This is a genomic window from Burkholderia sp. Tr-20390 (assembly GCF_017104595.1).
Classification (GTDB): domain Bacteria; phylum Pseudomonadota; class Gammaproteobacteria; order Burkholderiales; family Burkholderiaceae; genus Burkholderia.
Genome location: NZ_JAAGPC010000009.1, coordinates 73,322 through 96,573, shown reverse-complemented (window position 1 = coordinate 96,573; position 23,252 = coordinate 73,322). Strand labels below are relative to the sequence as shown.

General features: G+C 63.3%; 16 protein-coding genes. 9 read left to right on the top strand and 7 right to left on the bottom strand.

The features are described from left to right. Positions 1-23: 23 nt before the first annotated feature. The 7 genes from G3N98_RS05020 (at position 24) to G3N98_RS04990 (ending at position 9,619) form a co-directional block, all read left to right on the top strand. Positions 24-1,190: an iron-containing alcohol dehydrogenase gene (locus G3N98_RS05020; protein ID WP_206147455.1), complete on the top strand. Its 1,167-nt coding sequence runs from the start codon at positions 24-26 to the stop codon at positions 1,188-1,190. 52 nt (positions 1,191-1,242) lie between these two features. After that, entirely contained in the window at positions 1,243-2,706 is a 1,464-nt protein-coding gene (locus tag G3N98_RS05015; protein WP_206147454.1) for an NAD(P)/FAD-dependent oxidoreductase, read from the top strand. A gap of 12 nt (positions 2,707-2,718) precedes the next feature. Beyond that, positions 2,719-3,702 (top strand): alpha/beta hydrolase, encoded by a 984-nt coding sequence (locus G3N98_RS05010; RefSeq protein WP_206147453.1) that lies wholly within the window; start codon positions 2,719-2,721, stop codon positions 3,700-3,702. Between the two features lie 339 nt (positions 3,703-4,041). Further along, a complete protein-coding gene (locus G3N98_RS05005) occupies positions 4,042-5,532 on the top strand; it encodes an NAD(P)/FAD-dependent oxidoreductase (RefSeq protein WP_206147452.1) in 1,491 nt (496 codons plus the stop codon). 32 nt (positions 5,533-5,564) lie between these two features. Next, positions 5,565-6,515 carry an alpha/beta hydrolase gene (locus G3N98_RS05000; protein ID WP_206147451.1) on the top strand — a complete coding sequence of 317 codons (951 nt, stop codon included), beginning with the start codon at positions 5,565-5,567 and terminating at the stop codon, positions 6,513-6,515. Between the two features lie 222 nt (positions 6,516-6,737). Next, positions 6,738-8,366, top strand: a complete 1,629-nt coding sequence (locus G3N98_RS04995) for a choline dehydrogenase (protein ID WP_206147450.1) — start codon at positions 6,738-6,740, stop codon at positions 8,364-8,366. Between the two features lie 563 nt (positions 8,367-8,929). Beyond that, the gene (locus G3N98_RS04990) at positions 8,930-9,619 is read left to right on the top strand and encodes a response regulator transcription factor (RefSeq protein ID WP_206147449.1); all 690 of its coding nucleotides are present in this window, start codon (positions 8,930-8,932) and stop codon (positions 9,617-9,619) included. 195 nt (positions 9,620-9,814) lie between these two features. Here the strand turns inward: G3N98_RS04990 and G3N98_RS04985 are convergent, their stop codons facing one another. From G3N98_RS04985 to G3N98_RS04965, 5 genes are all read right to left on the bottom strand, one after another. Then, a complete protein-coding gene (locus tag G3N98_RS04985) occupies positions 9,815-10,789 on the bottom strand; it encodes a YCF48-related protein (protein WP_241025747.1) in 975 nt (324 codons plus the stop codon). 16 nt (positions 10,790-10,805) lie between these two features. Continuing rightward, complete coding sequence (locus G3N98_RS04980; protein ID WP_206147448.1) at positions 10,806-13,205, bottom strand: MMPL family transporter; 2,400 nt, start codon at positions 13,203-13,205, stop codon at positions 10,806-10,808. A gap of 7 nt (positions 13,206-13,212) precedes the next feature. Next, positions 13,213-14,919 (bottom strand): DUF1302 family protein, encoded by a 1,707-nt coding sequence (locus tag G3N98_RS04975; protein ID WP_206147447.1) that lies wholly within the window; start codon positions 14,917-14,919, stop codon positions 13,213-13,215. Positions 14,920-14,935: 16 nt separating this feature from the next. Further along, positions 14,936-16,255 (bottom strand): DUF1329 domain-containing protein, encoded by a 1,320-nt coding sequence (locus G3N98_RS04970; protein ID WP_241025746.1) that lies wholly within the window; start codon positions 16,253-16,255, stop codon positions 14,936-14,938. A gap of 400 nt (positions 16,256-16,655) precedes the next feature. Continuing rightward, positions 16,656-17,636, bottom strand: coding sequence for an aminotransferase class IV (locus G3N98_RS04965; RefSeq protein WP_089429436.1), 981 nt, complete (start codon positions 17,634-17,636; stop codon positions 16,656-16,658). Positions 17,637-18,202: 566 nt separating this feature from the next. On the opposite strand from G3N98_RS04965, the gene G3N98_RS04960 reads away from it, so the two are divergent. Further along, a complete protein-coding gene (locus G3N98_RS04960) occupies positions 18,203-19,663 on the top strand; it encodes an aldehyde dehydrogenase family protein (RefSeq protein ID WP_206147445.1) in 1,461 nt (486 codons plus the stop codon). Between the two features lie 142 nt (positions 19,664-19,805). Here G3N98_RS04960 and G3N98_RS04955 read toward each other — a convergent pair whose 3' ends face one another. Together G3N98_RS04955 and G3N98_RS04950 are read right to left on the bottom strand one after the other, a co-directional pair. Next, a complete protein-coding gene (locus G3N98_RS04955) occupies positions 19,806-20,405 on the bottom strand; it encodes a TetR/AcrR family transcriptional regulator (protein ID WP_206147444.1) in 600 nt (199 codons plus the stop codon). 580 nt (positions 20,406-20,985) lie between these two features. After that, positions 20,986-21,615, bottom strand: a complete 630-nt coding sequence (locus G3N98_RS04950) for a TetR/AcrR family transcriptional regulator (RefSeq protein WP_089476732.1) — start codon at positions 21,613-21,615, stop codon at positions 20,986-20,988. Positions 21,616-22,393: 778 nt separating this feature from the next. Between G3N98_RS04950 and G3N98_RS04945 the strand changes: the two genes are divergently transcribed. After that, positions 22,394-23,251 (top strand): NAD(P)-binding domain-containing protein, encoded by an 858-nt coding sequence (locus G3N98_RS04945; RefSeq protein WP_241025745.1) that lies wholly within the window; start codon positions 22,394-22,396, stop codon positions 23,249-23,251. Position 23,252: the final 1 nt, after the last annotated feature.

Below are 23,252 nucleotides of genomic sequence, written 5' to 3'. Positions count from 1 at the left end.
ACGTCCGCATCAAGGAAACGTCAATGGAAATGCTCCCGCAGTCGATGCTCTTCGAAACTGTTCCGTCCATTCTCCAGGAATGGGGTTGTGCGCGCCGCCTGGGTCAGGTGATGGCGGCATGGACGGAGCGCCGCCATGTCCTGATCGTGACCGATGCAGGGCTGCACAAGGCCGGTGTGCTGGAACCGGCGAAAGCGTCGCTGGCGGCCGCGGGATTCCGCGTGGCGGTGTTTGACGAGGTCGTGGCCGACCCGCCGGAGAACGTGGTGTTGCGCTGCGTCGAGTTTGCACGCAGTGCCGAGGCGGACGTCGTGATTGGCCTGGGCGGCGGCTCGTCGATGGACATCGCAAAACTGGCCGCCGTGCTCACCGTGTCGCGGCAATCGATCGCGGAAATGTACGGAATCGGCAACGTTCAGGGTGCGCGCTTGCCGTTGGTGCAGATCCCGACGACGGCGGGTACCGGGTCGGAAGTCACCAACATTTCCATCGTTTCGGTTAACGAAACAACCAAGATGGGCATCGTTGCACGTCAGCTGTATGCCGACAAGGTGATCCTGGACGCCGAATTGACGGTCGGCCTGCCACGCAGCCATACCGCTGCGACGGGCATCGACGCGATGGTTCACGCCATCGAGGCCTATACCAGCAAGCACAAGAAGAATGCCCTCTCCGACGCGCTCGCACGTGAGGCGCTGCGATTGCTGGTGAGCAGCCTGATCCCGGCTTGCGAAAACGGCGCGGACCGGCGCGCCCGCGAGGCCATGCTGCTGGGCGCCACGCTGGCGGGGCAAGCCTTCGCCAATGCCCCGGTGGCCGCGGTCCATGCACTGGCGTATCCGCTGGGGGGCCATTTCCATATCCCGCACGGCTTGTCCAACGCGTTGATGCTGGCACCCGTGCTGCGTTTCAACGCCGACGCGGCGGCTTCGCACTATGCGGAACTGGCGGACGTCGTCGGCGCGGGTGGAACGGGCGACGCCACGGCGCGCACGGCGGCGTTCATCACCTTCCTGGAAGACCTGATGGACCGCTCCGGCGCGCCGCGACGACTGCGCGACGTGGGTGTCACGCAATCGAGCCTGCCGACCCTCGCGGCCGATGCGATGAAGCAGCAGCGCTTGCTGTTGAACAATCCGGTCGTCGTCACGGAGTCGGACGCATTGCGCCTGTACGAACAGGCCTACTGAACCGACGCCGGCCAATCCGCAGTCGCCGTAACGTAAATAGAGAGAATGCACCGTGAACAATGTAGAAAGGATTGAGCACCACGAGATCGTTATCCTGGGTGCAGGCTTCGGAGGCCTCGGCATGGCCGCTCGCATGAAAATCGCGGGCATCGACGACTTCGTCGTGCTGGAGAAGCGTCCCGATCTCGGTGGTGTGTGGCTGGACAATTCGTATCCCGGCGCGGCATGCGATACCGAATCGCACCTATACTGCTACAGCTTCCATCCGCATTTGCGCGTGAGCGCGATGTATGCCGGCCGCAACGAGCTGCTGCACTATCTGAAATCGCTCGCCACGCGGTTCGACCTCGCGGAACACCTGCGATTCAACCTCGAGATTCGCAGTGCCGAATGGGACGCAGAGGCAAGCCTCTGGCGGTTCGCACTGAGTGACGGCTCCCGGATGACCGCACGATTCTTCGTGCCGGCATGGGGGCAACTGAACCGGCCGATGATCCCCGCGGTTCGCGGCCTGGCGGATTTCAACGGCGAGTATTTCCACTCCGCCGAGTGGCGGCACGACGTGGACCTGAGCGGCAAGCGGGTGGCAAGCATCGGCAACGCCGCCAGCGCCGTGCAGTATGTGCCGCTCATCGCGCCGAAGGTCGATCACCTGACGGTATTCCAGCGAAGCGCGAACTGGATCATGCCGCGCAACCAGATCGTCTTCTCGGCGGAGCAGCTCGATGCCTACGAGCGCGAGCCCCATCTGTTCGAAGAAAGCCGGAAATCGCTGCACGCTTTCCGCGAGTCCGGGTTCGAGCGGACCCGGATGGGTTCCAACGCGCAGCAGGAAGGCAAGAGTCTCGCGTTGGCCCACCTTCATCGTCAGGTGCCCGACCCGGTACTGCGCGAGAAGCTGACGCCGGACTATGAGTACGCGTGCAAACGGATTCTCCGATCGGACGACTACTACCCGGCGCTCATGCGCGACAACGTCGCGCTGGAGACGGCGGGGGTGGAATCGTTCGTCGACGAGGGCATCGTGACGCGGGACGGCCGCCTGCTTCCGTTCGACGTGGTCGTGTTCGGAACCGGATTCGAGAGTCAGGCTTTCCAGGGCAGCCTGCAGGTGCGCGGCACGGACCGCACGTTGGCCCAGGCGTGGGAAGACGGCCCGGAAGCGTATCTCGGCATGACCGTGCCGGGTTTTCCGAACATGTTCATGTTGTATGGGCCGAATACGAACCTGAATCACAACTCCATCGTATCGATGCTCGAGATCCAGCAGAACTACATCATCGACGCGATCGGCGGCATGGCTTCGGCCGGCGTGAAGGCCGTCGACGTCGATCGGGCCGTGTTCGACGAATACAACGACAAGCTGCAAGCGGCGATGGCCGGCTCGGCGTTTTCGGCGGGCTGTTCGAGCTGGTACAAGAACGCGCAAGGCAAGGTGATCAACAACTGGCCGGGCACGGTGGACGAATACCGCGCCGCGACGCAATGGGATCAAAGCGTGTTCGCGGCGATCTGAGCGGGGATGCCCATGACATCGGTGCACTGGTTGCCGCTGACCGAGGTGGCTGACGATGCGCGGGACGCCGTTCGGGCGTTCCGCGAACTGGGCGGGCGACACTACGGCAGCTTTTCCGTCGACCAGTCGCGCGTGAACTTCGTGCGGGCCTGCGAATTGAACGGCCTCGCCGCCGACGAAGCGGTCGCCCACGACGATATCGATGTTCCCGTCGCGGACGGCAGCATTCGGGTGCGGCTCTATCGTCCGCCCGGCGGGGAGCGCGTCGAGGATAAACCGCTGGTCGTCTTCATTCACGGCGGCGGGTGGGTGATCGGCAGCGTGGACACGCATGACGGCATCTGCCGTCATCTCGCGCGACATGGCGGGTGTGCCGTCGCGTCGGTGGAGTACCGGCTGGCGCCGGAGCACCGATGGCCGGTTCCGCTCGACGATTGCGAGCGGGCATTGGACTACCTCGCGGCCAACGCTTCCGCGCTCGCCATCGATGCGTCCCGGATGATCCTGGCGGGCGACAGCGCCGGCGGCAATATGGCGACCCTCATCGCCAATGCGGCATCGGCGGCGGGACCCGCCATCATCGGGCAGGTCCTGTTCTATCCCGTGACGGACCTGACGGCGTCGCTTCCGTCCTACCAGCGCATCCAAGGCGGATTTCCGCTGGTCGCCGAGTCGATGCGCTGGTTCCGGGAACACTACGTGCCGGCCGGCACGCCATTCGATCTTCCACGCCTGTCCCCGCTGCTGCATGCGGAAGGCAGGCGGCAGCCGCCGATGTTCATTGCCACGGTGGGGCTGGATCCGCTGTGCGACGAAGGCATTGCCTACGCGTCATGCGCGGCTCGCGCGGGGAGCACGGTCGAGCATCTCCATCTACCCGGGCATCATCACGGCATCATCACCGCGGCCCGCACGATCCCGGCAGCGAGATACCTGCTGGATCGCGCTGCATCCTTTGTCCGGCGGCTTGCCGAAACCGACGGCTTCGAGGTTTGACGCGTCGATCGCCGCGCGGGCCGGCGCATTCCACCGTCGCGACCGATCGGGTAATGGAAACTCCTGATTCAAATTGTCCCTCGACTGCATAGACTGGGAACCGTGTAACTTGGTCAATTGATCATGTTCAGGGTGACCGGTCAAACCGGAAGGCACACCTCGATGACCCGCCTGCATGTCCGGCCGGGTGCAGGGCGGGTTGTCGCGTGCGGGTTTGAAGCGTTGTCGCCGGTATGCGCATGCGAGCGTCTTTTTTCTTCGTAGTCACATGACCAAGTCTATTGATCTAGTCGTGCGGCGTTACGGATATTTTCAATAACGGGTCATCGGAGGGATCTCATGACTAAGAATCAAGCAGATTCGGGTTTGCCTGAGCACGTAGAGGTACTAATCATCGGGGCGGGGATCTCGGGGCTCGATGCCGCTTGTCATCTTCGCATGAACTTGCCGGACCGCTCGTTCGCGATCCTGGAAGCGATGGATGGATTCGGCGGGACGTGGTGGACCCATCGTTACCCCGGCGCGCGTTCCGACAGCGACCTGTACACGTACGCATTCGGATTCCGCCCGTGGCAGGGCCGCTCGATCGCCACGGCGGAGGAGATCCACAGCTATCTGGGCGATGTCATCAACGAATACGGCCTCGGCTCGAAGATCCACTACGGGCATCGTGTTCAAACGGTGAGCTGGTCGAGCGAGCAGAAGCGCTGGACGGTCGAGGTGTCGCGCAAGGATACCGGCGAACACTTCTCGATCACCACGGACTTCCTGTGGCTGGGGGCGGGGTACTACGACCATCGCAAGGGCTTTACGCCGAAGTGGAACGGGTTCGACCGCTACAAGGGAACGGTCGTGCATCCGCAGCACTGGCCGGAAGACCTCGACTATGCCGGCAAGCGGGTGGTCGTGATCGGCTCGGGCGCGACCGCCGCGACGCTGATTCCGGCGATGGCCGGCACCGCGGCGCATGTGACGATGCTGCAACGGTCGCCGACGTTCTTCACGGCGGTTCCGTGGACCCACCAGCTGGACGCGACGCTTCGCGAACTGAGCCTGCCCGAGGCGTGGCGCTCCGAGATTCTGCGGCGTGCGCACCTGAAGCAGACGTTCGACCTGATCAACCTGTCCGCGGCGAACCCGGACGCCGTTCGCGACTGGCTGATCAACGAGACCCGGCAACAGCTGCCGGAAGGGTTCGACGTCGACAAGCACTTCAATCCCAGCTATCGCCCGTGGCAGCAGCGCGTGGCGGCGGTGCCCGAGGGCGACCTCTTCACGGCCATCCGGGACGGCAAGGCATCCGTCGTGACGGACACCATCGAGTCGTTCGACGAAAGCGGCATCGTGCTGGCGTCGGGCGAGCACCTGCAGGCGGACATCGTCGTGACGGCGACGGGCTTCGACATGAGCGCGTTCGGCCAGATCGCGTTCCACCTCGACGGAGAACCGGTCGACATGACCAAGCGGGTCTCGTATCGGGGAATGATGATCGAGGGTATCCCGAACATGGCGTTCATCTACGGCTACTACCGGTCGAGCTGGACGTTGCGCGCCGATCTCGTCTGCGAATTCACCTGCCGCGTCCTCGCGCATATGGAGAAGGTGGGCGCGAAGACGGTGGAGCCGTGCCTGCGCGCCGAAGACGCCGACATGCAGCGGCTGCCGTGGACCGACCCGAACAACTTCAATGCCGGGTACGTGATGCGCTCGCAACACCAGATGCACTTGCGTGGCGATCGCATGCCGTGGCAGCACCACTTCGAGTACGAGGAGGAGCGCCAGACCATTCCGGAATTGAGCCCGGATGCCGAAGTCCTCGTGTATCGCTGATCTCCGCGCAACGTTCGAATAAAGGTGATGTTATGGCACTCGATTTGCACCTCGCTGGTTTTCTCGAATCCCTTGCCGGGTCCGGCGCGAAACCGCTGCCGCAGTCCAGCCCGGAAGAGGCTCGCGGATTGATGCAGCATCTGGCGCGCGCCGTTCGCGCACCGGAGGCCGTGGTCGACATTCACGGCGTGGAAGACCTGACCGTTCCCGGCGCGGCCGGATCGCTGCGGGCGCGGCTGTATCGTCCGACCCACGAGCGCAATCTGCCGACGGTCGTCTATCTGCATGGCGGCGGGTTCGTGATTGGCGATCTGGATACCCACGACAACATGTGCCGCGAGTTGGCGCGCGGCGCGAACGCGGTCGTCGTCTCGGTGGATTACCGGCTGGCGCCGGAGCATCCGTATCCGGCCGCGGCGGACGATGCGATCGCCGCGACCCAATGGGTGATCGCGAATGCGGGTGAGCTGGGCGGCAGCGACGTCGTGGCGGTGGCCGGAGACAGCGCCGGCGGCAATCTGGCCGCGGTCGTGACCCAGCAACTGCACGCCGACGGCATTGCGCTGTCCGCCCAGTTCCTGATCTACCCCGCGGTCGCGCAGGATCGCGCCGGCTTTCCTTCCTTCAGGGAAAACGGCGCAGGCTACTTTCTCGACCTCGAGACGATCGCCTGGTTCGAGCGGCATTACGTGCCCGACGGGACCAACCGGGAGGATCCGCGACTGGCGCCGATCCGTGCGAAGAACCTTGCCGGGTTGCCGCCCGCGGTCATCCTGACCGCCGAATTCGATCCGCTGCGCGACGAGGGCGAGGCCTATGGCCGCTTGCTCCACGCGAGCGGCGTCAAGGTCGACACGATCCGGTGCGACGGCATGATTCACGGGTTCTTCGACATGGGGGCGATTTCCCCGGGCGCCCAGGCGTGGATCGAGAAGGGCATCGCGAGCTTTCGAAAGTTACTCGGCGCCGCGCGGCACCATTGAAACGTTGGCGGAAGCGACCTGATTTCGCTTTTCGCCATTTCGTGGCCGCACGCGGTTCGATGGATGACCTCCAACGTTGCCGAGGCGGCCACGCAGTGCTGATGCATGACGGCATGAAGCCGATTGCGCGACGGCTCGCTGAGGCCGCGACGCGCGTGGCGGAATCGATGCATCAGGTAGTTGCTTGTGAAGCGTTCAGGCATCTATCCAGGACACAGACCCGTGAAGAACTCATTCGATTATCTTGTTGTAGGCGGCGGCTCGGCAGGCAGCGTGCTGGCTTCGCGTTTGACCGAAGATCCCGATGTGACGCTGTGCCTCTTCGAAGCCGGCGGCACGGGCGATGGCTGGCCCGTCACCGTGCCGGCCGCGCTGGTGCTGATGATCCCGTCCAAGCTGAACAACTGGGCGTTCGAGACGGTGCCGCAGAAGGGGTTGCAGGGGCGACGCGGCTACCAGCCGCGTGGCAAGGCGCTGGGCGGATCGTCCGCGATCAATGCGATGGTGTACACGCGCGGCCATCATGCCGACTACGACGACTGGGCCGCGCTCGGCAACGAAGGCTGGGGCTGGAACGACGTCTTCCCGTATTTCAAGCGAAGCGAGCACAACGAGCGGCTGGGCAATGAATGGCACGGGCGCGGCGGCCCGCTGTGGGTCAGCGACCTGCGGACGGACAATCCATTCCAGGCGCGTTGGCTGGATGCCGCACGAGAGTGCGGCCTGCACGTCACGGACGATTTCAACGGTGCGGAGCAGGAAGGCGTCGGCATTTACCAGGTGACCCAGAAGAATGGCGAGCGCTGGAGTGCGGCACGTGCCTATCTTTTTCCGCACATGAAGACGCGCGGCAACCTGACGGTGGAGACGGGCGCGCAGGTCAGGCGCATCGTGTTCGACGGCAAGCGGGCCGTTGGCGTCGAGGTCACGCGTGGCGGGAATGTCGAGACGGTCTGGGCGAAGAAGGAGGTGATCCTGTCCGCGGGCGCGCTTCAATCGCCGCAGTTGCTGATGTTGTCCGGCGTCGGGCCGAAGGACGAACTCGAGCGTCACGGGATCCAGGTCGTCGCCGATCTCCCGGGCGTGGGTGAGAACCTGCAGGATCATCCGGACTTCGTCGTCAGCTACAAGACGAACAGCCTCGATGCGCTCGGCGTATCGGTACGCGGCGCGATCAAGACGCTGGGCGACATCCGGCAATACCGGAACTCGCGAACCGGCACCCTGACCACCAACTTCGCCGAGGGCGGCGCGTTCCTTAAGACGCGTCCCGATCTGGATCGACCGGACGTTCAGATGCACTTCGTCGTCGGGCCCGTCAGCGATCACGGCAGGAAGGTGCGGCTCGGACATGGTCTTTCCTGTCACGTGTGCCTGCTGAGGCCGAAAAGCCGTGGGTCGGTCAAGCTGCGAAGCGCCGATCCGCTCGATGCGCCGTTGATCGACCCGGCATTCCTCGATCACGACGATGATCTCGAGGTCCTGGTCGACGGATACAAGCTGACCCGGCGGTTGATGGCGGCGCCGTCCATGGCCCGGTTCGTGACGGAGGACCCGTTCGCGTCCCGCTCGCGATCGGACGACGACATTCGTGCGTTGCTGCGCGAGCGGACCGACACCGTGTACCACCCGGTCGGAACGTGTCGGATGGGGAACGACGCGCTCGCCGTCGTCGATTCCCAGTTGCGCGTACGGGGAATAGAAGGCTTGCGCGTGGTGGATGCATCGATCATGCCGACGCTGGTGGGCGCGAACACGAACGCGCCGACGATCATGATCGGTGAGAAAGCCTCGGACCTGATCCGGAAGATCTCCCGATTCCCGTCCGCGATACCGGAAAACGCGGTGTGAGTGGCCTTCTCTCGTGCCGACGCTCGTCGGCACGAAGGCCTCAACCGCACGTGGACGTCGCGAGCATGATGTGTGCGGCGACGTCTACCACCCGAAGGCAAGGGCTCGCCGGCCGGTTGCGGCAAGACTGGACGTTGCCGGGGGCATCGCGCGCTCGAGTGGTGAGGTCTGCTGACGCAGCCAGCCGCCGATCATGAACGCATCCTTGCGCTTTGAAGGGCAACGCGAGCACGAGGAAAGAGAGCTCGCCCCTCGACGCGCCGATGCCGGGTGGCGACCTGTGTGCGTCAGCAACCGGAGAAAGACCGGAACCTGCTTCGCGGCGACGAGCCGCATCAACCAGTGAACCCGTCAGCCGATCGACCTTGCGCGGCGTCCGGCCCGGTCCGGGTGCGGGAAATGTTCTTCACCGGCCACCATCCCGATGGCTTCGGCATGTGTCATGCCGAACGCCGTCTTCAATTCGACGAGCGATGCCCGTGAACGGGGACCCCTTTGCGGCGCCTGAGCGCTGTCCGGAAGGTGGCCGCGTGCACGAAAGGCAACGACCCGGATATTCAAACATGCACTCGCTCATACTCATCGCGGATGACGCACCGGAAATGTCGTCGACGCTCGATACCTGCCTGACGCGCAACGGCTTTCGAACATTCCAGACCCACCCCTCCCAGACCGTGCTGGCCACGCAACTGAACCTGAAGCCGGATCTGGTCATTCTCGACGTCCGTGAACTGCGTGCGGACACCCTGGACATGCTCGCCAGGCTTCGACGGCAAAGCGATGCCCCTATCGTCGTCATGTCGGCGTGTGACCGGGACGGGGAGCAACTGCGCGCACTGCACGCCGGCGCCGACGACTACATCGTCAGGCCGTTCAACCCCGACGTGGTCGTCGCGCGATTGCTCGCGATTCTTCGCCGCTCCGGTGCGCTCGCGCCCGAACGTCGCCTCCGGGTGGGTGCGCTCGAAGTCGATACGGAAAGCTACATGGCGTGCGTGAGAACGTCCTCCGGTGAAGCGCCGGTTTCCGTGACACTCGTCGAATTCCGCCTGCTGGCTCACATGGCCAGGCTGCCGAATCGCGCATTTACGCGCGTCGAATTGCTCGATGCGTGCATGGCGGACGTCAGCGCATCCACGCGCACCGTCGACAGCCACATGAGCCGGCTACGGAGAAAGCTGGCGGCCGCAGGGGCGTCGGGCATCGTGGAAAGCGTGCACGGCATCGGCTATCGACTGCGAAAATCCGGCTGACGGGGGAGGGTGTCGCGCGTGGCGTGACACGGCGGCTCGTCCGTGAGCCGCTTCCTCTTCGGGTGATCCGTGCCACCAGGGCGGGAGAACTTGCTCGCCGTTTGGCCCCGCCTTCCATCCGCGGTCAGGCAGGCTTCGACACCGCGAGCCGCGATTCACGATCGCGGCCCGCTGCGCGCTTCAGACATCCGACCGTTACTGCGCGATGACCCCGTCGCGAGAAAAGATCAGCCACTTGTCGCCCGTCGAGGGAAGCGCCGCGGTGTACGTCGTCCCGGTCTGGGTGCGCAGGCGCTGGAACGTCTTGCCGTCATCGGTACTTTGAGCCTGCAGCCCGTCGACCCCGACCGCCAGTACCGTGGCGCCTCGGGACGCAAGCGCGGTAATGGAGTTCCGGGTGTCGAGCGTCGCGCGTGACCAGGTATGGCCGTTGTCCTCGCTTCGCATCAGCGTGCCGCGCAGCCCGCCGACCAGCAGCACCCCGTTGGGCAGCGCCACGCCGCACCAGAACGACCCCTTGTAACCGGTCTCCACGCTTTCCCACGTGTTGCCCTTGTCGCGGGAAATCAGGAGCTGCCCCTTCTCGGCCGTGGCAAAGATCTCGCCATTGCCGTTCGAAAAAAGGCCGAACAGATTCAGGTCCGACTTCTTGCCGTTCGGGAGCACGGCTTCCTTTTTGGTCCAGGTCTTGCCGCCGTCATCGGTGACGAGGATGAGCGACCAGAGTCCGACGGCCACGCCGTGGTTGGCATCGATGAAGTGCACGCCGAACAGCGGGCGATCCTCGCTCGTCGCGAGACGTTGAATCTCCCACGTCTCGCCGCCGTCGGTGGTCTTCAGGATCGCGCCCCAGTGGCCGACTGCCCACCCTGTCCTGGCGTCGATGAAACTGACGGACGTCAGCGTCGAGCTCACGGGCACGGACTTGGCCTGGCGGTACGTCGCACCGCGGTTGTCGGACAGCAGGACGACGCCGTTCGCGCCGACACTCACGACCCGCTGGCCGGCCCAGGTCGCATCCAGCACGGGGGACTGGGTGGCGATGCTGGACTGGACGGCCGGAACGGGCCGGAGTTCCGGTGCGGCGACCGCGCCTGGCATGCTGCCCAGCAGCGCGCCATAGACGACGGCGCCGGCCGACAGGGAGAGAACCTTGCGATACAGGGTCATGGAATCCTCTTCTTCTTCAATGGGCGAGCAGGCCGGGGGCACGGGCGGGCTTGCGCCGCGGGAAGATGCGCTCGAGCCAGACGGCGAAGGCGGGCAGAACCGTCATGGCCATGACCATGTTGACGATGAACATGAACGCCAGGAGCTTGCCCATGTCCGCCTGGAACTTGAGCTCGGAGAACGACCAGGTGGCGACGCCGATCGCGAGCGTGATCGCCGTGAAGATGGTGGCCGTCCCGATCTCGAGGATCGATTGTTCGAGCGCCTTGACGATGCCGACGCCGTTGGCGAGATGCAGCTGCAGCCGGTTGTAGATATAGAACGCATAGTCGACGCCGATGCCCACCGCCAGCACCATCACGGGCAACGTGGCGACGGTCAGGCCGATCTGCAGCTCCTTCATGAACCAATACCCGATGAACGTGCCGATCGTCAGCGGCAGGCAGCAGGCGAGGACCGCGCGCAGGTCGCGGTACGTGACGAGAACGAGCAGGACGATGGTCGTATAGACGTAAAGCATCATCGGCAATTCGCTGCGCTCGATTTCGTCGTTGACCGCGGCCAGCACGCCGGCGTTGCCGGACGCGAGCCGGATCTTCACGCCCGGCAGCTTGTTCGTGTCGCGGAAATGTTTCGCGGCATTGATCACCTGGGTGATCGTGGTCGCCTTGTGGTCGGCCAGATAGATGTTCACCGCGGTCATGCTGCAGTCCTTGCGCATGACGCCGGGCGTGCGGGCCACCTCGCCGGCCAGCGATGAATAGTTATCCGGATCGATGGGGATCGCGGACATCTTCGGATTGCCTTCGTTGTATCCCTCGTTGTATTGCCGCAGCAACGACGAGAACGAAACGACCGACAACACGCCGGGGACGGCACGCATCGACCAGACGAAGCGATCCTGGTAGGCGCCGACCTCCACGTTGTTGCAGGACTGGGGCGGCGCTTCGAACACGATGGAAATCCAGTCCAGGCCGACGTCGTAGCTCGATGCAATCGAAACCGAATCCAGATTGAACCGGGCGTCGGCACGCAGCTCGGGCGCGCCGGCCTGCAGCGTGCCGACCACGCGGTCCCGGCTTTCCCAGGCCGCCACGGCGAACACCACGACGGCGGCCAGCAGGACGATCGCCGCATTGCGCGGAACGGCGACTTTGGCGAGGACGCGGAGCACGCGGCCACGACGAACGGCATGCAGCTCCGCATTCTTTGCATAATTGCCGTCGACCTTGAGCAACGACGCGGCCAGCGGCAGCATCACCAGATTCGTGACGATCTTGTACGCCACGCCGAGCGAAGCGGTGATCGCGAGCTCGCGCACCATCGGGATCGGAATCAGGATCAGCGTGACGAAGGACACGAAAGCGGTCACCAGGGCGAGCGTGCCGGGAATCAGCAGCCCGCTGAAGCTGGACCGGGCGGCTTGCTCCACCGACTTCCCGTGCGAGATCTCGCGCACGATGAAATTGATCTGCTGGACGCCGTGTGAAACGCCGATCGCGAACACCAGGAACGGAACCAGCACGCCCAACGGGTCGAGCCCGTAGCCGAGCAGATGCAGCGTGCCGAACTGCCAGACGAGCGAGACGAGCGAGCAGGTCAGCGGCAGGATCGTCAGGCGAACGGAGCGGCAGTACCAGTAGACGGCCAACGCGGTCAGGAGCAGGGCGATCGCGCAGAACTTCAGGACGGACGACGCGCCGTTTGCAATATCGCCGATCTGCTTCGCGAAACCGATGATCTGGATTTCATAGTTCGCATCCTCGAACTTGGCGCGCAATTGCGATTCGAGCGCCTTGTCGAATGCCACGTAGTCGACCCGCTCGCCTTTGGCATCCAGCTCGTTGAGATCGGCGGTGACCATGGCGCTGCTCTGGTCGCGCGACACGAGGCTGCCGACGAATCCGCCCTGGGCGGTCGAGCGCGAAATGGCGCCGACCGTGTTGCCGTCGAGCTGATCGGGCGTCACGGTGCCGGGAATGAGCGGGTCCGCGCGGAATCCGTCCTCGGTGATCTCGTTGACGAATGAATTCGGTGTCCAGAGCGACTGGACGCTGCTGCGAGACACGTTCGGCAGGAAGGTGACCGCCTGGGTGACTTCATACAGGCGCTTCAACGCCGCCGGCGTCCAGATGCTGCCCTTGCGGGCCTTGACGACGACGATCAAGCGGTTGGCGCCGAGCAGGTCACCGCGATACTCGTTGAATGTCTGCGTGTATTCGTGGCCCAGCGGCAGCTGCTTCTCGAACCCGGCATCCATGCGCAGCTTGACGGCGAAGCAGGCCATGACGACCGTGAACAGCACCAGGAGCCCCAGCACGAGACGCCTGTGACCGAACAGCGTATTTTCCAGCGAATGAAGAATTCTAAGCAGCTTGCCGGGTCGGGCTGCGTCGGAAACAGGCGGTTGATTCATATTGACCTCAGAAATTGCGAGATGCGACGATTGCCACGAAGTCCCTGTCACGTAGCGGGTTGGCCAGCGGGTTGGTCGGGCCCATGAAACGGGTGTAGTTCAATCCGACCTGCCAGTTCGCCGGGTTCTGTATGAAGTTCACATACAGGTTCATGGCCGTCACGCCGCGCATGAACTGGGCATTCACGTTCGGCGTATTGCCGAAGAGGCCGTACCGGACGAATATCCCCGGATTGACCTGCCACCCGGGAATGACGGTGCCGTCGTAAACCCAGTTGAAATCGACGTCGATCCCGCCGGAGTATTTCGTTCCCTGGGCACTACCCGGCGTGTTGAGTGCACCGGTCGCGAACAAGTCGTTGAATTCGTTCCCCCACAGAAGCGCGCCAGGCGAAATCGGCGATCCGCCGTAGCTCTTGTGAAGCCCCGGATAAGCGATGATCACCGTCTCGGTCGTCAGCGTGGCGGTCTGGGCGCCGAGCAGTTTCAGGAAGGCGCCCGAATTGCCCGGCTGCAGCGAGTAGAGGGTCGTCAGGTGCCACTGGAAGCGCTTCTCGTCGACCCAGCAGTTCCCCCCTTGCGCGACGCATCCACTGGCCGGATTCAGTGGAACGGCGTCTCGCGGCCGGTACGAGAGTTCGGTGCCGATCGCCCAGTCGCCCACCGGGAAGTTGGCGCTGACGCCGATCATGTGGCGGTCTTCCGGAAACCGGAACACCGTCCCGCCCGTCGAACTCAGCGAGACTTGCGGGAACTTGTCGTGGTACGCGATCGTGTAGAAGCCGAGATTCAGGTCCGTTCCCGCCGGCTGGTAGCGAATGGAAAAACCATACTGCCCGCCGTTCTTCGGATGGATGGTCGAGACGCCGTACGTGTTGTTGCCGGGACCGACGATCTGGTTCGACCAATAGCTGCCCACCGGCGGCAGGTAATTCTGGTTCCAGTTGCTTTGGTAGTACCCTTCGACGTTCACGCCGTGCCCGACGCCGGACGCGACACTCACGATCGGCGCGGGCAGGATGATCTCCTTGACCTGCGCGCCGGGCTGGGACGCCCGATTCACGTCGATCGCGTTCGTCGCATTGACCCCGCCGACTTCCCAGATGCTTTCGCCCCAGCTGACGACCTGGTTACCCACGCGGACGCGGGCAATCTGGTCGCCGACGTTGAACTGCTTGCTGACCCACAGGTCGAGCAGGCGTGGCTTGAAGCGGATGTTCTTCTCGGCATCGGACGGGAGCCCGCCGCTCAGGTTGGGCGACGGGTTGTAGAACAGGTCCTGTCCGCTGGTCGCGCCGGTCGTGCGGGTGCCGGAGTAGTCGTACTGCCAGGTGCCCCGCGCCATGAACGTGAGCCCTTGCGACGGCATCTTCAGGACCAGCTCGTGGTTGCCCTTGAGATAGCTCGTGAACGGATCGCCCTTGCCGTAGTTGATGTCGCCCTGATCGGAGAGGCCGCTCAACTGACCGAGCCGGCCGCCACCCGTCTGCGCACCGGTGGCCACGTTGTAGGTCGGCGACACGAGATTGCTGCTCGGCGACGCGGTGCGAATGCCGACGCCCGCCGATATCGTCGAATCGAAACTGCCTTCGACGTTGCCGATCGTGAACGTGAAGGCGTGCGCGCTGCCGCACCCGACGGCGACAAGCGCCGCGATCGCCGCGCGCACGAGCACCACGCTGGAGCGGGGCTGTAAGGAGGAGGTGCTAGCCATTTTGTCTCGGCCCCTGTCAACGCTCGCTCAACGCACGGAGATTATCGGCGTTGTAGAAGCTCGGCTTGTAGTGTTGGTCCGCCGACGAGTCGACCGACCACTTCGCGTCCCGTCCGGCCGCGAGCATCGAACCGTCCACGAGATACCGGCCGTCGACGAGGTTGTATTGCGCGAATGCGAGCGTGTCGCAGCTGCCCGTTTCGTACACCGGAATGATGTAGCCCTCGCGGACCTTCGAGATGTTGCCCTGCGCGTCGTAATCCACCGCGCCGAGGTAGCTCCAGCTGTCTTCGTCGACGTAGAAGAGTCGCTTGGGCGCGGTATGGCGCATCCCCTGCTTGACCGTGGCTTCCACGACCCACACGCGATGGAGTTCGTAGCGACGCTTCGACGGGTTCACGAAGTCGGGGCCGTACGCATCTTCAAATTTGTCCGAGAAGTCGTACATGCCCAGGTCGTTATAGGTAACGATCATTTCCTTCTTGCCGAGCAGCTTCCACGAGAATCGGTCCGTCTGTCCGGAGAAGACCAGCGCTTCGTCCATGTTGTACTGGTTGTCGAAGCCGATCTGGGGCGCATCGTACGCATACGACGGCATGCGACGGGTGCGGCGCTGCCCCGGGAAGTAGTAGAAGACTTCGGTCGGTTTGCCGGCGTAGGTCGTGAAGATCGCGGCCTGGCCGGCAATCGCCGCCGGGGACTTGTACGCGTAGTAGGCGTTGCCTTCGACCTGGTTGACCTTCGCGAACGTCGTGCCGGCCTTGTCACCCCACGGCTGGTAGATCCACGCGTCGGACACGTTCTTGATCCAGTCGGACGCGCCCTTGCGCGGGGAGACGACGGTGATGATGTCGCGCATCTCGACACCGGCGCCGCGGTAGTGCAGCTTCGCGTTCCACATCACTTCCGCGCCGGTCTTGGGCGCAGGGAACGGGTAGCCGGGCAGGTGGGCATCGGTGAGTTCCGATCCGTCGGCCGACATCTTGGCGAAGCCCGCGTTGTTCTTCGTGTTCTCCGCGACGAAATCGGGGACGCCGCACGTGCGCCGGGACGGATAGACCGGCATCGTGAAGCCCTTCAGGTTCTTCAGCAGCGCAATCTGGCCCGGGTTGAGCTTGTCCGCGTACTTGTCGACGTTGCCGGCGTCGATCGTGTACAGCGGCTTGTCGGACTTGTATTTGAAGAAATCCGCGCGGCGCTTGCCGTAGCTCCAGCCCGCCCCGACGTTGCCCACGGGTGCCCAGGCGGGAATGCCGCCCGCGGTGCCGGCGATTTCGGCGCCCGACGGCGTATGTGAGGCATCCGTCCCTTCCGCAAGCGCACCGGTCAAGGACATCGCGACGGCGGTAGCGATGACGGACAATTTCGCTGCCGATCGGATGAGCGAAGCGGATTTCTTGAAAGAATGAGTCTTGACCACGGCTATCTCCTTGACCTTGACCAGCTGACGTGCGCCCGCCAAAGGGTTGTGCATGGGTGAAAACGGATGAAGGGTCCGATAGTCCTTTCCGTTTATTAGCTATGCGAAATGAATTGGGGTGTGTTCGTGCTTGGTTTTACTGAATCACCGAACTCCAGGTCATCGCTATAACGTCGAAGTTCGGATCGACCGGCGCCTGGGTGGGGCGCCGGACGGTTCGTCAATGCATGCAGCTATTGGGCGCCCACCGGGGCCGGATGCGGCTCGTTAGACCGGGCCGGCTCCGTACGCGCGCCGCTTCTGAGTGACTTCCGGCTTACGCCGGGACCGACGAGAAGTACTCAGCCGGCTGCGCGTGCCATCCTGCCCAGCGCTTTTCCCAGTAGAGGTTGTGAATCTTCTCGGAGATCGGGCCGGGGCCGTTGTGTTTGCCAAGCGGTTGGTCGTCCACTGCGCTGACGGGCATGATCCCGCCCGCCGACGACGACGTGAATGCTTCGTCAGCCTCGCGCAACTGGGTCGCGGTGTACGTGCCGATGTTCACCTTGATGCCGAGCTCGGCGGCGATATCGAAGACGCTCTGGCGCGTGATGCCCAGCAGGCAGCCTTCAGCGGGGGTGTAGAGCTCCCCGTTCTTGACGAAGAAGACGTTCGCACCGGCTGCTTCGGTGAGGTTGTCGTGTTCGTCGACGAGCACCGCCCAGTCCTTTTCCTGCGTCATGGCTTCGAACAGCGCGAGCTTCATGTCCATCCAGTGGAAGTTCTTGGCCGTGGGATCGACCGCCTTCGCGGAAATGCGGTTGTATCGCTTGCTGATCAGCAGGTTCGAGCCGCGCGTGCGGACCTCGTCGTCGGCCTGGAAGAAGAACGGCACGGCGAAGGCGAACATCGCGTTCTTCATTGCGCTGCGGTCGCGGCGGTCGACGCTCAGCGGGCCGCGGGTGACGCACCACCAGACGTACGCGTCCTTCAGGCCGGCGTTGCGCACGAGCGTGTGGAGAATTTCCCGGACCTGGTCGCGATTGAACGGATTCTCGAGGAAGAACTTCGCCGACGACTCTTCCATGCGCGCGAGGTGATCGTCGAGCCGGAAGAAGTTGCCCCGCGAGACGGTGACGACATCGTAGGCCGCATCGGCGTGCAGGAACCCGGCGTCGACGAGCGGAACGGTCGCTTCGGTGATGGGAACGTACTTGCCGTCACAGAAGGCGCTGCCATCTTCATAGCGGGGTTCATGCGGCGCGCGAGCATGCAGCGGATTCTCGTGCATGATCTGCTGGACTTGAATGATTGCCATGGTAATTACCCTTCGCTCCCGAGGGAGAGTTGTCGTTCGATGTTGACGTCAAAAGCGACCGGATCCCGGCGCGCTTCCTTGCGGATTGCTTGCTTCCTGGCTATCCGGCGTGAAGTCTGCCATATGACTTGATCAATTGACCGTGTAGTAGAAAGTATTGCTCGAAAAATTCCTTGTCGATGAAGGTTAACCCTCTGTGATGCCTGCCTGGATACGCGAGCGGCGAGCAGCCCTGTGCTTGCCGGCCGTTGATCGTCGAATGTCCGCTTCGATAGCCGAACCGATTCGCCTGAGAAAAGAGGCTTCGTCGTGTTGCGCGCTTCGCCGGAAGCCGCCTCGTGATTTCGTCTCCCTCATCATCCGGTCACCCGCGCTGCAAATCTTTCGCAGCAGCATGACGGTTCGTTTCGTGAAGCGTCTTACTTTGGCTTGCCGGTGGCAATACTGATTATTACCGAGTCATGTGACTTGGCCAAATGATCAAAAAAGACGTTAGTATGGATCTTCCCGGGCGATCCAGAAGGCTGAAGACTCGCCCTCGATACCAAATGACATGGAGCGAGCAGATGCCGATTTTCGAAGCAGACCATCTCCGCAAGGCGTTCATCGGCGGCCGTTGGGTGGAGCCGGTGAACGGTGGCGTGGAGCACGACATCATCAATCCGGCGACGGGCGAAGTCTCCGGCGTGTTGCTGTTCTCCGACGAAGCCGATGTGAACCTGGCCGCGCAGGCGGCGCGCGACGCGTTCGCGGCGTTCTCGAACACACCGCTCGTCGAGCGGCTCGCGATGCTCGAGCGCGTGATCGGTGCCTACACCGAGCGGCTGCAGGACATGGCGGACGCCATCACGCTCGAGATGGGCGCGCCGATGGACGCCATTTCTCGCCCGCTTCAAGCGGCACTGGGGCTCTGGCACCTTCATACGACGCTGGAAGTGGCGAAGCAGTATCCGTTCGAACGCATCCAGGGCACGTCGCGGATCGTGAAGGAGCCGGTGGGGGTGTGCGGGTTGATCACGCCATGGAACTGGCCGATGAACCAGGTCATGTGCAAGGTCGCGCCGGCGCTGGTGGCGGGTTGCACGATCGTGTTGAAGCCCAGTCAGAATGCGCCGTACTCGGCCATCGTGCTCGCCGAGATCATCGAGAAGGCCGGCGTCCCTCCCGGCGTCTTCAATCTCGTGCAGGGCTCCGGGCAGCGCCTGGGCAGGGCCATCGCGTCCAGCCCGCTCTTTGACATGGTGTCGCTGACGGGTTCGACGAGCGCCGGCGTGGAAGTCGCTCAGGCCGCTGCGACGACGATCAAGCGGGTGACGCTCGAGCTAGGCGGAAAGTCCGCGAACATCATTCTGGACAGCGAAAACTTTCAGCAGGGCGTCACCCATGGGGTGCTCCAGATGATGGCCAACTCCGGTCAGACGTGCACCGCGCCTTCGCGGATGCTGGTGCCGGCGCATCGGCTCGAGGAGGCAGAGCAGATCGCAGTGGCCGCATGCGGGCAGGTCGTCGTCGGAGATCCGCGCGATCCCGGTACGACCATGGGGCCGATGGCGAACCAGCGCCAGCATCGCAAGGTGCAGGACATGATCCAGACGGGCATCGACGAGGGCGCGGTGCTGCTGTCTGGTGGGCTCGGCAATCCCCCGGGGCTTGAACGAGGCTACTACGTCAAGCCGACGGTCTTCAGCCGCGTGAACAATCGCATGAAGATTGCAACCGAGGAGATTTTCGGCCCCGTCCTGGTGATCATCCCGTATCAGGACGAATCGGACGCGGTCGCCATTGCCAACGACTCGCCGTACGGATTGTCCGGCTATGTCTATGGCGACTCGATCGAACAGGCGGAGCGCGTCGCCAGACAGTTGCGGACCGGGATGGTGCATTTGAACGGCGCGCCCGTCGACATCGCGGCGCCGTTCGGTGGGTACAAGCAGTCCGGTAACGGACGAGAGTGGGGCTACGCCGGCATCGAGGAGTTCCTGGAGACGAAGTCGATGTTCGGCGCGACGCCGGGCGCCGTCAGCTAGCGGGAATCGACGACGGGCGTCCGGCGGTATGCGGACGTCCGTCTACGGAAAGGCGGCAACATCGAAGCCAGCCATGAGGCGTCGCGCTGACGGGCTCTGTCGGGTTGCCGGCGATGGGCACAATGGCACGCCGCGTCGACGCTCAAGCCTGTACCGTCGAGCTCGAGAGGGAGGCGGCAAACGCCTCCAACGCTGAACTTACACTATCCAGGTTCGCCCTGAGCTCGCGGATATTCGTGTCGCCTTGCCAACTGTTCAGCAATCCATCGATCAGGATGATGCTCATTCTTGCGACGGATTCAATCGCGTCATGGCTGACTTGCGGCGCGCACTTGCCGAGGTAAGCGATCGTTCGCTCGATGGTCTGGACATAGGTCTTCAACGCGAATTCGGGGCGATGGCGCTCTGCCCACTGGATCAGTTCAGACTGGGCTCGGGCGTACGACGGATGCTGCACGAGCCATTCGACATTCTTGCGCAGCTGCCATCCGGCGAGTTCGCCGAAAGAATGAAATTCCCTGTCAGCGAGGGCATTCGCGCCGAGAAGGTCGAACAGGGATTCGTAAACCGCGTCGAACAGATCGTCCTTGGTATGGAATACATAATGCAGCGATGCCAGTGGGCAGCATGCGGCTTCGGCGATTCGCCGCGTGGTGGCTCCAGCGACGCCGTGCGCGGCGATGACTTCAACGGCAGCGTCAACAAAATCCTGTCGCCGCAACGCAGCGCGAACTCTTGTCATTGGTAAACTCCGGTACCCGAAAATCCACTTCCGTTCACGTCGTACACAGGTGTAGTGTTTATCCGTGATACATGGTCAAGTGACCATAACGATCGTGAATTATGTCGGCTTCTTGAAAGTTTGTCCATGAATGGGGCGGGCCGCGGGTGCCCTGAATGTTCAGTTCGCTTGTTTCAGCTGATTCTGGAAAATCAGATCGAATGACTTGATCATTTGATCGGTCAACGTTAAGCAGACAAGGATGCGCTGTCGATGGAGGTAAACCCGTGAGCGCGAGCACTGCAACGCAAGACCGAGGGCGGCCTGCCGGGAGCGTCAGGTTTTCAGGCGAATGGAAGCAGGGTGCTTGGCCGCGGCCGATGTGGATGCTCGGCGGCGCCGGTGACTTCACGTCGCACGTGTCGCGGTCGGACGCGAGAAACGGTTGCTGAAAGCACCTTCGGGCAGAGCGTGCGCGCAGGGCGGCGCATGGGCGAAATTGCAAACGTCATGCGCCGCGAGCCGAGCGGTCAATTGAAGCGGCGACGCTACCGCTTTGTGGGCACCGGGGGAGCCAGTGCACCGGGCAGGTGGCAGCGGCTTAGTGCTTCCGTACCGACTTGCGAGGGGTCTTGGCGGCAGGGCGGGCGTCCGACAGTGTCGTTGCGTAGGCGGCCAGCATCTTGCAGGCGTGGTCGACATCGGTTGCCAGACGCTTCGAATCTTCCTGGGCAAACCACGAGAAGAGCAAACCGTCGATCAGGACGATGGTCAGCCGCGCGATGGCGTCCAGCACCTTGGCATCTGCACGCGGCTCGGCGGTCGCCAGATTGGCGCGGGCACCTTCCTGGGAGATGCGAAGCGCGCCAGTGGCCATGTCGGGCTGGTGTCTGAGCGCCCACGTATACAACTCCGACTGGGTCTTCGCGTATGTCGGGTTGGCTTCGAACCAGGTCATGACGGAGCGCAGGTTGAACTCCGCCAGGTCCGACAGGGTGCCGTGCTCCGGAGGCTCGGGGCTATCCGAGCGGATCAAGTCGATCAGGGACTCGTAGACGGCGAACAGCAGCTCGTCCTTTGAGTGAAACACGTAGTGCAGGGACGCCAGTGGGCATCCTGCAGCCTCGGCGATGCGACGGGTCGTGGCACCCTTCACACCGTGCTCTGCAATCACCGCGACAGTCGCCGCGACGAGGTCCTGGCGGCGGACTTCAGCCCGTACTCGCTGCATAGGCCAGCGCTCCGTTTTATGTCTTCGTCCAAAGGCGCTACCCGCGCAGGGTAGTCGAATCCTCGGATATTAGCATGACGATGGGCGGCATTTCGCAAGCAACACAAGGCATTGTCCCGCACGGATATTGCGCCGCCATGGCGTCGTGAGACGTGCCGTTCGCAGGTACGTGCCGGGCATGGTGACGGCGTCGATGCGCCGCGGCGCCGGACGAACCTCGCGGCAGCGATGCGACTCGGCGGCAGGCTCGCTGAACCAGAAGACGGACTCGCACATCGTGGATCGGCCCGGGCATCAAGCGGTGCTCCGCTCGTCGAGCGGCGCTCGCGTTCCTGCTTCGATGAGGCCGTTGCAGAGAGGCGCAGGGACGGTGATCGTCGCACGTGCACGATAAGGCAGCCGTGCGTGTCGTGGAAGGGATGCCACTGCGTTGGCGCGTACGGTGCCTTCATGACGAGGCTAATGGAAACTCCGTATTCCCAATGTCCTGTCGAAGCATAAGACTCGTGCCTGTAGATTCGTGGTCATTTGATCAAGTCAACTTGTCTGCACCGCTATCGTGACGCCGAGCATCACTTGGTGCGGCGAATTCCCCGCGCCGGGGCATGCGCATCACGACCGCGCGCGTCAGCCGCACTTCACGAAGCGCGAACACCTGGATCCGATTGGCATACGGCTTGCTTGATAGTCGTATGACCAAGTCAAATGAATCGTATGGTTGACTTGAACGAAGGATATTTCTCGGTAGTGTGGTCAACGACAACGATAGGGAATACGAATGAGCAATGTGATTGCTGTCCTGGGCCTGGGCGTGATGGGGTCCGCCATTGCCGCCACCCTGATTGACGACGGTGCGGAAGTCGTCGTCTGGAACAGGAAGGCTGAAAAGGCGCAGCCTCTGCGCGAACTGGGCGCCCGGGTTGCCGAGCGTGCCACCTCCGCCCTTGATGAGGCGGACGTCATCGTCGTCGTGACGGCAACGCCGGTTGACCTCGCGGCGGACTTCGAGGCGCTGGGCGAGCGCCTGAAAGGGAAAACGGTGGTCAATCTGGCCACGGGGCGCCCGTCCGAAGTCCAGAAACTGGATCAAATCGTGCGTGGCGCCGGCGCAAAATTCATCAGCGGAACGATCCAGTGCTTCCCGCCGGATATCGGCCGCGAGAACGCCGTCATCCTGTTTGGCGGCGACGAGAAGATCTGGAGCGAAGTGGAGCCGCTGCTCCGGAAGATTGCTCCGCAATCCACCTACGTCAGTGCACGCCCCGACGTGCCGAACGTGCTCGATGCCGGGTTGACGGGCACGTTCGTTTTTGGGGCGGGCGCGGCCTTCCTGGAAGGTCTCAGATTCGTGGTGAACTCGGGCATTTCGATCGACGAGATTCGCGACCTGATTCCAACCTATCTCGCCGGTCAGACTCACTTCATCGAAGGTCTGTTCGAATTCGTGGCGGCGTCCGACTATCAACCGCGCGGAGCGGACCTCGACATCTACGCACGAGCAACCGAACTGTTTCAGCAGGCGCAGGAAGATATCGGGCAGCCGCCGCGAATCCTGAAGGCGCTACGCGAGCGAATCCTGTCATCCATTGCAGAAGGCAGTGGTGACCGAGGGTACGCCGCACTCTTCAATCATTGAC